11 protein-coding genes are annotated in these 10,969 nt (G+C 48.4%); 9 read left to right on the forward strand and 2 right to left on the reverse strand.

From position 1 onward, the window contains the following. Window positions 1-83: 83 nt before the first annotated feature. The 8 genes from gatC to metF are packed head-to-tail and all read left to right on the forward strand — an operon-like array spanning window position 84 to window position 8,481. Window positions 84-368 (forward strand): Asp-tRNA(Asn)/Glu-tRNA(Gln) amidotransferase subunit GatC, encoded by a 285-nt coding sequence (gene gatC / locus ACU70B_RS04240; protein WP_447185101.1) that lies wholly within the window; start codon window positions 84-86, stop codon window positions 366-368. A 14-nt stretch (window positions 369-382) separates the two neighbouring features. Further along, window positions 383-1,840, forward strand: coding sequence for an Asp-tRNA(Asn)/Glu-tRNA(Gln) amidotransferase subunit GatA (gene gatA / locus ACU70B_RS04245; RefSeq protein ID WP_447185102.1), 1,458 nt, complete (start codon window positions 383-385; stop codon window positions 1,838-1,840). A 3-nt stretch (window positions 1,841-1,843) separates the two neighbouring features. Then, entirely contained in the window at window positions 1,844-3,292 is a 1,449-nt protein-coding gene (gene gatB / locus ACU70B_RS04250) for an Asp-tRNA(Asn)/Glu-tRNA(Gln) amidotransferase subunit GatB (RefSeq protein ID WP_447185103.1), read from the forward strand. A gap of 19 nt (window positions 3,293-3,311) precedes the next feature. Further along, on the forward strand, window positions 3,312-4,490 hold the full coding sequence (gene nifV, locus ACU70B_RS04255) for a homocitrate synthase (protein WP_447185704.1): 1,179 nt from the start codon (window positions 3,312-3,314) through the stop codon (window positions 4,488-4,490). A gap of 38 nt (window positions 4,491-4,528) precedes the next feature. Beyond that, a complete protein-coding gene (locus ACU70B_RS04260) occupies window positions 4,529-5,785 on the forward strand; it encodes a 3-isopropylmalate dehydratase large subunit (RefSeq protein WP_447185104.1) in 1,257 nt (418 codons plus the stop codon). 15 nt (window positions 5,786-5,800) lie between these two features. Then, complete coding sequence (locus ACU70B_RS04265; RefSeq protein ID WP_447185105.1) at window positions 5,801-6,301, forward strand: 3-isopropylmalate dehydratase small subunit; 501 nt, start codon at window positions 5,801-5,803, stop codon at window positions 6,299-6,301. 25 nt (window positions 6,302-6,326) lie between these two features. Continuing rightward, window positions 6,327-7,592, forward strand: coding sequence for an NADP-dependent isocitrate dehydrogenase (gene icd, locus ACU70B_RS04270; RefSeq protein WP_447185106.1), 1,266 nt, complete (start codon window positions 6,327-6,329; stop codon window positions 7,590-7,592). A gap of 25 nt (window positions 7,593-7,617) precedes the next feature. Next, on the forward strand, window positions 7,618-8,481 hold the full coding sequence (gene metF, locus ACU70B_RS04275) for a methylenetetrahydrofolate reductase [NAD(P)H] (protein ID WP_447185107.1): 864 nt from the start codon (window positions 7,618-7,620) through the stop codon (window positions 8,479-8,481). Window positions 8,482-8,513: 32 nt separating this feature from the next. Here the strand turns inward: metF and fakB are convergent, their stop codons facing one another. Further along, a complete protein-coding gene (gene fakB, locus ACU70B_RS04280; protein WP_447185108.1) occupies window positions 8,514-9,347 on the reverse strand; it encodes a fatty acid kinase binding subunit FakB in 834 nt (277 codons plus the stop codon). Window positions 9,348-9,451: 104 nt separating this feature from the next. Between fakB and ACU70B_RS04285 the strand changes: the two genes are divergently transcribed. After that, window positions 9,452-10,135 (forward strand): MBL fold metallo-hydrolase, encoded by a 684-nt coding sequence (locus ACU70B_RS04285; RefSeq protein ID WP_447185109.1) that lies wholly within the window; start codon window positions 9,452-9,454, stop codon window positions 10,133-10,135. On the opposite strand, the gene ACU70B_RS04290 is transcribed toward ACU70B_RS04285, so the two are convergent. Next, window positions 10,136-10,921, reverse strand: coding sequence for an enoyl-CoA hydratase/isomerase family protein (locus ACU70B_RS04290; RefSeq protein WP_447185110.1), 786 nt, complete (start codon window positions 10,919-10,921; stop codon window positions 10,136-10,138). Window positions 10,922-10,969 lie beyond the last annotated feature (48 nt).

The following is a 10,969-nucleotide window of genomic DNA, read 5'->3' on the forward strand; positions in this document are numbered from 1 at the left end:
TTTATGAATAGAAATTAGTTTATCGATAGCCTTTTTGATATAATAGTGAACATAAATGTTTTAGCGGGTTTGGAGGTAGTGTTATGCCCCTTACGACAAACGAGGTTGAACACGTGGCCTTGCTGGCCAGATTGACCCTTAATGACAAGGAAAAGAAAGAATTTGCCGGGCAACTTAGCTTAATATTAGATTATGCCAACCGTTTGAATGAGATCAATACCGATGAGATAGAACCGTTAGCCCATATCCTGCCGGTTTACAATGTTTTTCGCGAGGATATTGTAGGGGCAAGTCCGTCCCGGGACGAGATATTAGCCAATGGACCGTTGCTGGAAGACGGCCAGTACAAAGTTCCGAAAATCGTATAGGGGGGCAACTGGCTGTGGAGTTATATGAGCTTGGTTTACATGAATTGCGGGATAAGTTGAACAATGAAGAAATCTCGCCTCGCGACATTATAGAGTCGGTATTGCAGCGGATTCACCAAGTGGATGACAGGGTGAGAGCTTTTGTTACCCTGGATGAAGAAAACGCACTGCAAAAGGCTGACGGGCTTAACCGCAAAGAGCTCCGCCAGGGGCGGATAGCCGGGTTGCCTTTTGCCCTCAAGGATCTTATCTGTACCCGCGGTTTAAGAACTACCTGTTCCTCACGCATGCTGGAGCAATTTATACCGACTTATGATGCTACGGTTGCCGCCCGGCTCAATGCCGAGCAGGGCATATCCGTTGGAAAATTGAATATGGATGAATTTGCTATGGGCTCTTCCACTGAATTTTCCGCTTTTTTCCCCACCCATAACCCCTGGGATCTGGAGCGGGTGTCGGGGGGGTCTTCCGGCGGTTCTGCTGCTGCAGTAGCTGCGGGTGAGGTGCCGTTTGCACTGGGAACCGACACTGGTGGTTCTATTCGCCAGCCGGCTGCCTTCTGTGGGGTGGTAGGCTTAAAACCTACATATGGTCGGGTTTCTCGCTGGGGAGTAGTTGCTTTTGCCTCTTCTCTGGATCAGGTGGGGGTATTCAGCAAGGACGTAGCCGATTGTGCTCTGGTTATGAATATAATCTGTGGTTACGACCCGCTTGATTCCACCAGCGTTAATATCAAAGTACCGGATTACACCTCGTTCCTGAGCACGAATATAAAGGGTATGAAAATAGCTTACCCGCGGGAATATTTTCAGCAGGGGGTAGATAAAAAAACCAGGGATTTGGTTATGGAAGCCCTTAAAAAATACGGAGAATTGGGCGCCATTGTCGAGGAGGTTTCTTTGCCGCACAGTGAATATGCCTTGCCGGCTTATTATATTATTGCTCCGGCGGAAGCCAGTGCCAATCTGGCTCGTTTTGACGGAGTCCGTTATGGGCTCAGGGATTTCGAGGCTGATAATGTGACCGACATGTTCTCCCATAGCCGGTCCGCAGGCTTTGGGGCTGAAGTGAAGCGCAGGATTATGCTGGGTACCTATGCCCTGAGTTCAGGATATTATGATGCCTACTACCTTAAGGCCCTGAAAATAAGACGCTTAATCAATAACGACTTTGATAAAGTATTTAAAGATTTTGATATTATCGTTTCTCCGACCACACCTACGACTGCCTTTAAAATAGGGGAACAAAGCAGCGAACCGTTAACCCTGTATATGAATGATATATTAACCGTCCCCGTTAATTTAGCCGGTTTACCCGGAATATCAGTTCCCTGCGGTTTCAGTGACGGCCTTCCCGTAGGTATGCAGATAGTTGGTAAGCCATTTGATGAAGGCAGCCTGATAAAAGCTGCTTACGCCTTCGAACAAAATACTGCGTATCACGCGGTCAAGCCTTCGCTGGGGGGTGAATGATTGATGAACCGTAATTATGAAACCGTGATTGGGCTGGAAGTACATGCGGAATTAAAAACCGCGACCAAGATATTTTGCTCCTGTTCCACTGCTTTTGGAGCCGAGCCCAACACCCAGGTTTGCCCGATCTGTTCCGGCTTTCCCGGTATGCTGCCGGTCCTGAACAAAAAGGTGGTGGAAATAGCCGTTAAAGCCGGGTTGGCCCTGAATTGTGAAATTGCTGAAATCTGCAAATTTGACCGGAAAAATTACTTTTACCCGGATTTGCCCAAGGCTTATCAGATTTCGCAATACGACCTGCCCATTTGCAAGAACGGGTACCTGGAAATCGATCTGGACGGCGATAAAAAACGGGTTGGCATAACCCGGGCGCATATGGAGGAGGACGCGGGTAAACTGGTGCATCAGGGCAATATCACCAGCACCCCTTTTTCTCTGGTTGACTTGAATCGTTCAGGGATGCCGCTGTTGGAAATAGTATCCGAGCCGGATATGAGGAGTGCTCGGGAGGCCAGGGCTTATTTGGAGAAACTGCGTTCCATTCTGCTTTTTGCCGGTGTCTCTGACTGCAAGATGCAGGAGGGCTCACTGCGCTGTGATGCCAATGTATCAGTGCGTCCCTGCGGCCAAAAAGAGCTGGGAACCCGTACTGAAATTAAGAATCTGAATTCATTCCGGGCTCTGGAAAGAGCTATTGAATATGAAGCCCAAAGGCAGGTGGAGTCTATTGAAGACGGTGAAGCGATTATTCAGGAGACCAGAACCTGGGACGAAGAAAAACAGATAACCAGGGGGATGCGCAGTAAGGAAGAAGCCCATGATTATCGTTATTTCCCCGATCCGGACTTGCCGCCCCTTAAGATTGAGCGGGAATGGGTAGAGCAATTAAAGGCAGATCTGCCGGAGCTTCCCGACCAGGCCCAGCAAAGGCTGATGGAGAAATACGATTTACCTCAATATGATGCTGCTATTCTGACCTTAACCCCCGAATTCCTGGAGTATTTTGACCAGTGCCTGTCCTTATATGATGATGCCAAGCAGGTATCCAACTGGATGATGGGGGAACTGAGCAAATATTTGAATCAATATAATATAGAAATTGCCGCTTGCAGGATCAAACCAGCCGCTATGGCCAGACTTCTGGCCCTCATTGATAAAGGCACGATTAGCGGCAAAATGGCTAAAGGTGTATTTGAGGAGATGTTTATTACCGGTAAGGATCCGGATGTAGTTGTTAAGGAAAAAGGCATGGTGCAAATATCCGATGAATCAACTCTGCAGAAGATGATTGACGAAATTATAGGGGCTAATCCCGGTGTTGTTGAGGATTATCGTAATGGAAAGGAAAAGGCTTTCGGGTTTTTTGTAGGCCAGGTGATGAAAGCTACCAAAGGCCAGGCCAACCCGGCCGTTGTCAACTCTTTGTTAAAGGAACGCTTAAAGAGCGAGTGATGGGGGAGCGAGTTTGTCGATGAAAATGGATGATATTCAAAAAGATTGGTTTAAAGAAAAAGATGCCCGGGTATATGTAGTGGATACTACTTTAAGGGATGGGGAACAGACTGCCGGGGTGGTATTCACCAACCAGGAAAAAGTGCAGATAGCCCGCTATCTGAATCAAATGGGAGTCGACCAGATTGAAGCGGGAATCCCGGTAATGGGAGGTTTTGAGAAAGACTGTATCAAGGAGATAATGAGCCTGGGCTTAAAATCCAGTATAATGGCCTGGAATCGCGCGGTTATTTCGGATATAGAGCAGTCGATTTGCTGTGGAGTGGATGCGGTAGCCATATCCATATCTACTTCGGATATCCATATTGAGCACAAGCTGCAGACTACCCGTCAGGATGTGCTGAATCGCATGGCTGACGCTGTCAAGTTTGCCAAGGACAATCAGCTTTATGTATCAGTCAATGCCGAAGACGCTTCTCGTTCCGATATAGCGTATTTAACGGAATTTGCCCTGATTGCCAAGCATGCGGGCGCCGACCGTCTGCGCTTCTGCGACACGGTGGGGACGCTTGATCCCCTTACTACCTACCGTTATATAAGCACCTTAATCAATGCGGTGGGGATAGATATAGAGATGCACACCCATAATGACTTTGGTATGGCCACCGCCAATGCCCTGGCGGGGGTATATGCCGGGGCCAAATATGTAGGCGTAACAGTTAACGGCCTGGGAGAAAGAGCGGGCAATGCCTGTCTCCAGGAAGTCATTATGGGCATGAAATACCTGATGAAGCTGGAACTGCCTTATAATACCACCCTGTTCCGGGAAGTGGCGGAATATGTAGCCCGGGCTTCAGGCCGGGATTTGCCGGTGAGCAAGCCCATAGTAGGATCTAATATTTTTGCCCATGAATCGGGGATACACGGGGATGGAGTACTGAAAAACCCCCTCACTTACGAGGTGTTCAGCCCGGAAGAAGTTGGTCTGGAAAGGCAGATAGTGATAGGAAAACACTCGGGATCAGCGGCTATTCGCTCCAAGTTTGCCCGGGAGTACGGCATCAAGCTCCAAAACGATGAGGTCCGGGATATACTGGCCCTGGCACGGCAGATGTCGATAGATAAAAAACGTTCCTTATTTGATAAAGAACTCATGTATATATATGAGGAATACCTGAAGGCAAAAAAGAATAACTAGGAATTCCTGAATATCAACCGAAGGGAGAAGTAAAAGCATTGGGGAAGACGATAGCGGAGAAGATTTTAAGCAGGAAAAGCGGACAGGATGCCAAGGCTGGTGATATTGTTATTGCCAGTCTGGATTTTGTTATGGGGCAGGATGGGACTTCTCCCCTGGCTATAAAGGCCTTTTCGGAAATGCAGGCTACTAAGGTTTTTGACCCATCCCGGGTGGCCATGGTGATTGACCACAGTTCACCCAGTCCGTTGGAAGGAGTATCGGAGCTGCATCGGCAAATGCGGGTATTTGCAGGTGAGCAGGGAATAAATTTTTACGATATTGGCGAGGGTGTTTGCCACCAGCTTATGCCGGAGCAGGGTCATGTGATTCCGGGTGATCTGGTGATAGGGGCGGATTCCCATACCTGCACTTATGGGGCCATAAATGCCTTTTCGACCGGGGTGGGATCCACCGACCTGGCAGCCGGGCTGATAGCAGGCAAGCTATGGTTTAAAGTACCGGATACCTTTAAATTCGTGTTAAACGGTGCCTTGCCAGCCGGGGTATTTTCCAAGGATTTGATTCTGTATCTGATTGGTGATGTAACTGCTGACGGAGCTACCTACATGGCGGCGGAATATGTCGGTGAAGCGATCGATGCCCTCTCGGTGGAACAGCGTTTCACCATCAGCAATATGGCCATAGAGATGGGAGCCAAATGCGGATTGATGGAAGCTGACCAGAAAACCGTAGATTGGGTAAATGCTCACGGCAGGAAAGATTTTGCATCGGTAAAGGCTGATGATGATGCGGTATATGCCCGGGTCAAGGAATACGATGTTTCCACCCTGGAGCCCCAGGTGGCCAAGCCCCATACCGTAGACAACGTGTCCCCCGTCGGCCAGGTAGCCGGAACTCCAATTCAGCAGGGAGTTATAGGAACCTGTACCAATGGGAGGATTGAGGATTTGCGTATTGCTGCCGGCATTCTCAAAGGGCGCAGAATAGACCGGCAGACCCGCCTGATTGTAGCCCCGGCATCGCGGCAGGTAATGCTTCAGGCTATGCGGGAAGGTTTGCTGGAGATATTCGTTGAAGCCGGCGCGGCCGTGGTAACACCGGGCTGCGGCCCTTGCGTAGGCACCCATAACGGCGTGCCTTCTGACGGGGAGAATGTTATCTCAACCGCCAATCGTAATTTTAAGGGGCGTATGGGGAATAACAAGGCCTTCATATACCTGGGTTCACCGGCTACAGTTGCGGCTTCGGTGCTGTTCGGCAAGATTACCGACCCCAGGGAATTTTTAGTGTAGAGCAGGAGGATAAGGATGGAGTTAAAAGGCAGGGTACACAAGTTCGGTGATGACGTTAATACCGATTATATAATTTCCGGACGGCATAAATTTAAAACCCTGGATATGAAAGAACTGGCCAAACATGTTATGGAGGATTTGGATCCGGATTTTTATGCCAAGGTGGCAAAAGGTGATTTTATTGTCGGGGGAAGGAATTTTGGCTGTGGTTCTTCCCGGGAACAGGCCCCGCTGGCTATAATCAATGCTGATATAAGTGCCGTAGTGGCAAAATCTTTTGCCCGCATTTTCTATCGCAATTGCATAAATACGGGTTTACCGGTAATAGAATGTGATACCGACCAAATCGATGAGGGGGATGAACTGGAAATAGATTTGCAGGCCGGGATATTGCATAACCGGACCAAAGGGCTGGATGTCAAGATTGCACCTTTGCCCCAGGTAATGCTGCAAATCCTTTCCGAGGGTGGGCTGGTCGAACATTTTAAAAAATACGGCACCTTTAACTTTGATTAAGTTATGGTTTTAAGGAGGAAGCTTCATGCAGGGAGAGAAAATTTCGGTTCGGGATGGGATATTGCAGGTTCCTGACCACCCTATTATTCCATTTATTGAGGGCGATGGCACCGGGCCCGATATATGGGCGGCGGCATCGCGGGTTTTTGATGCCGCAGTTGCCAAAGCCTATAACGGGAAAAAGTCAATTGTATGGAAAGAGATTTATGCCGGGGAAAAGGCATATGGCAAAACCGGAGAATGGCTTCCCCAGGAAACGGTGGATATCATCCGGGATTATATAATTGCCATTAAAGGCCCGCTTACGACACCGGTGGGGGGGGGAATACGTTCTCTAAACGTTGCCCTGCGCCAGGAACTGGATTTATATACCTGCCTGCGCCCGGTACGTTATTTTAAAGGAGTGCCTTCACCGGTAAAACATCCGGAATACGTTGATATGGCTATCTTTCGCGAAAATACCGAGGATATATATGCCGGAATCGAATATGCCCGTGATTCAAAAGAGGCCAAGCAACTGCTCCGGTTTCTGCTGGACGAGATGAAAGTCAATAAAATACGTTTCCCTGAGAGTTCGGGAATTGGTATTAAGCCTGTATCCGAAGAAGGCAGCAAACGTCTGGTGCGGGCAGCCGTTAACTATGCCCTGCATAATGACCGCAGGAGTGTAACCCTGGTGCATAAGGGCAATATAATGAAATTCACCGAAGGCGCTTTTAAGAATTGGGGTTACGAAGTAGCGGAAGCAGAATTCGGCGGCCAGGTTTTTACCTGGAACCAATACGACCGGATAAAGGACAATGAGGGCGAACAGGCTGCTGACAAGGCCCAAAAGGCGGCGGAAAATGAAGGCAAGATCATTATAAAGGATGCTATAGCCGATATGTTCCTGCAACAGATCCTTACCCGACCCAAGGAGTTTGACGTGGTGGCTACCCTTAACCTCAACGGCGACTATATATCAGATGCTTTGGCAGCGCAGGTGGGGGGAATAGGCATAGCTCCTGGCGCCAACCTTAACTATGATACCGGTCACGCCATATTTGAGGCAACTCACGGCACTGCGCCCAAATATGCAGGGCTGGACAAGGTCAATCCTTCCTCGGTAATACTGTCGGGAGAGATGATGCTGCGCCACCTGAAATGGGATGAGGCTGCCGACCTTATTATTAAGGCCATGGAAAAGACTATCGCCAGCAAGGTGGTTACTTACGATTTTGCCCGGCTTATGGAAGGGGCTACGGAGGTCAAATGTTCGGAGTTTGCCAGCGAGTTAATCAATAACCTGTAATCAACGGTTGGGGAGAGGGGTATAAATGAGAATAATTGATTTATATGGGGGAGAACCACCGATTCTTTCCCTGGAGATATTTCCCCCCAGAACTGATTACCCGCTGGAGACTATTTTTGAGACCCTTGACCATTTGAGAACACTTAACCCCGGTTTTATCAGTGTTACCTATGGTGCCGGGGGGAGCAACCGGGCCCGGACAGTGGAAATTGCGGCCCGGATTAAAAAAGAATACGGGATCGAATCCCTGGCTCACCTGACCTGTGTTCGCCATACCCGGTCAGAGGTTAATGAAATTCTGGACGACTTGATAAACGAAGGAATCAACAATATATTGGCTTTGCGCGGGGATTTGCCTGAGGATGAGCCAAATTTTGATCTAAGTCGGCAGGATTATCGTTTTGCCTATGAATTAATCCATGATATCCGGAAAAAAGCAGCGTTTGGTGTCGCTGCTGCGGCTTATCCTGCCGGGCATCCCGAATGTCTGCGCCTAAAGGATGATTTGGTAAACCTAAAGCAAAAAGTTGATTGCGGGGTGGATTTTTTAATTACCCAGCTTTTTTTTGATAACCGCATATACTATGATTTTATTGACAAGGCTCTGGCAATGCAGATAGGCTGCCCGGTCGTACCTGGGATTATGCCGGTGCTGAATGCCCGGCAGATAAAAAGGACGATTTACCTCTGCGGGGCGTCCATACCAGCCCCGCTTTTAAAGCTGGTGGATAAGTACGAGAATGACCCCGAGGGAATGGGAAAAGCGGGAATCGAATATGCCTCTATGCAGGTGAAAGACCTGCTGGATAGCGGAGTGCCCGGCATACATCTCTATACCATGAATAAATACCGCCAGATAGCAGAAATAGTAAACAATGTGGGTCTTTAATATATAAAGCGGGATCTCTAGACCCCGCTTTTTCAATAAAAAGCTATACCCAGAGTGCCGGGACCTACATGGGAGCCGATAACTGGCCCGGCCTCACTGATAAGAACAGGCAGATGGTACTGTTCCTGCAGCTTTTGCTGAAGCAGTAAAGCTTGCTCTTCCGCTTGAATATGGATTACAGCCAGTTGCTCCAACCAGGATTGGCTTAGTTCCACCTGCCGCAGTATTGCCTGTATGGCCCGGTGAGAAGTACGCACTTTGTCAAAGAGTTCAATCCTGCCGTCCTGCAGGCGCAAAACCGGTTTCAGCTTCAGCAGATTACCGATGAGGCCGCTTTTTTTGCCTAACCTGCCCCCCCTGACCAGATATTCCAGATTGTCTACCGCAAAAAAAATCTCCTGCTTAAATTTTATACGCTTATTTTCTTCCAGGACTTCCTTTACCGGCCGGCCCTGAGCAAGCATTTCTCCCGCTTGCAACAGTTGAAAGCCCAGTCCTGCGGCGGCAGAACGGGAATCTATGATAGTAATCCTATCTTGCCGTTCCGGTTGCAGCATGCTGCGAGCCATCAAGGCCGACTGTACGGTTCCAGAGAGTTCGGCGGAAAGCAATATCACTAAAGCTTCGTCATCCGAACCAAGACTCTGGAATATTTCTAGAAACTCTCCGGCAGAGGGTTGCGAGGTGGTGGGAAACTCCTTGCTGGACTTAAAAATGCTGTAGAAGTCGGTGGGGCTTATATCTCGGCCTTCTTTATAGGATTTTCCTTCCAAATGAATATTAAGAGGTATTATAATGATGCCATAGTGGTTTATCGTATCTTCAGGTAAATATGAGGTGCTATCACTTATGAGTATCCGGGACATGCCAACCTCCTTATTCGAAATATTCTGAAAACAATCACCATAAGTTTAGCTAATATTGATATGCAGTGTCAAGGAGAGCAATCTGAATTGGCGGGGGAGTTAAAATGACAGAGGCTAGAATCATAAGAATACCATTACGTTTTGCCAACAGCTATCTGGTTGCAGGTGAAAAGACAATAATAGTTGATACAGGAGACCCCGGGTTTAGCCGGGGGATTCTTAGGGCCATGCAGAAAAATGATATAAAAAAGTCGGATATCAGTCTGATTTTTATTACCCACGGGCATATTGACCATTACGGCAGCTTGTTTGAGTTAAAGAAAAGCATTGATGTACCGGTAGCCATCCAACGCTTGGATGCGCCTTATCTTAATCAAGGGGTGCAAGCCCCTCTTTATCCGGTTAATCCAGTTGCCGGCGCCGTTAAGCTGGTAGGAAAAAACCTTAAGGTGAAAAAACGCTATGGCATAAAGGCCGATATAGCCTTTAATAACAGGGTTGAGCTAGAAAAGTATGGCATTAAAGGGCTTATACTGCCTACCCCCGGGCATACTCTGGGTTCAGCCTCCTTGTTTTTGCCGGATGGCAGAGCAATTACCGGCGATTTGATCGTGCGGAAACACTTATTTCGGGGAAAGCCTTGCCCGGCTCCGTTCATGCATGACCGGAGCAGATTCAATAAAAGTATGAACCTATTAAAAGGCCGGGGAGTGAAGGTTATCTACCCCGGCCATGGCGGCCCGATTAATGCCGGCGACATCAAGCCGTTTATAAGGATTAAGGTTTAGTTATTTCCCCTGAAAAACCGGTTTCCTCTTTTCCAGAAAGGCCTGGATGCCTTCTCTGAAATCCTGCGAATTCCAGCACATGACCTGAGCTCCCGATTCCAGGGATGCTATGGTTTGCAGGGTGTTGTCACTGCAGGCACGGAGAATATTTTTCATATATTTCAGGGTGATGGGTGGGCCGGCGGCAATTTTCCCAGCCAGTTTATATACTTCTTCCTCCAGGGATTCCGGCGGGACTACCCGGTTGAAAACCCCTGCCTGCAGCCCCTCCTGGGCATCCAGTATTTTACCGGTGAATAATATTTCGGCTGCCCGATGATGTCCCAGCTTTTCAAACAGGAAGTATGAGGTCCCGCCGTCCGGGACAAAAGCTATATTAACGAAATTAGCCGCAAATTTAGCTTTTTCCGATGCAATCACGATATCACAAGCCAGAGCCGCACCGGTAGCGGCTCCTGCGGCTACCCCGTTTACGGCTGCAATAACCGGCTTGGGGAAGCTGTAAATGGTTTGAATAAGCAGGGCGGAGCGGTCAAAAATATAGCGGGCATCAAAACTACTCTGCATGGCAGCCAGCATACCCGCATCTCCACCTGCCGAAAACGATTTCCCGGCTCCCGTTATAACCAGCACTTTGACAGCATCATCTTCTGCTGCCAGCCTGCAGGCTGCCAGAACATCACCTATCTGGGCGTCATTAAAAGAATTGAACAGCTCGGGACGGTTCAATGTAATACTGGCTACCCCGTTATCCTTAACAGTAAAAATAATGGTACTAAATTCCACAACAATACCCCCCATAAATATCTCTCTATATGCTACAAATTAGTATTA

The sequence above is a fragment of the Syntrophomonas curvata genome (assembly GCF_052976825.1).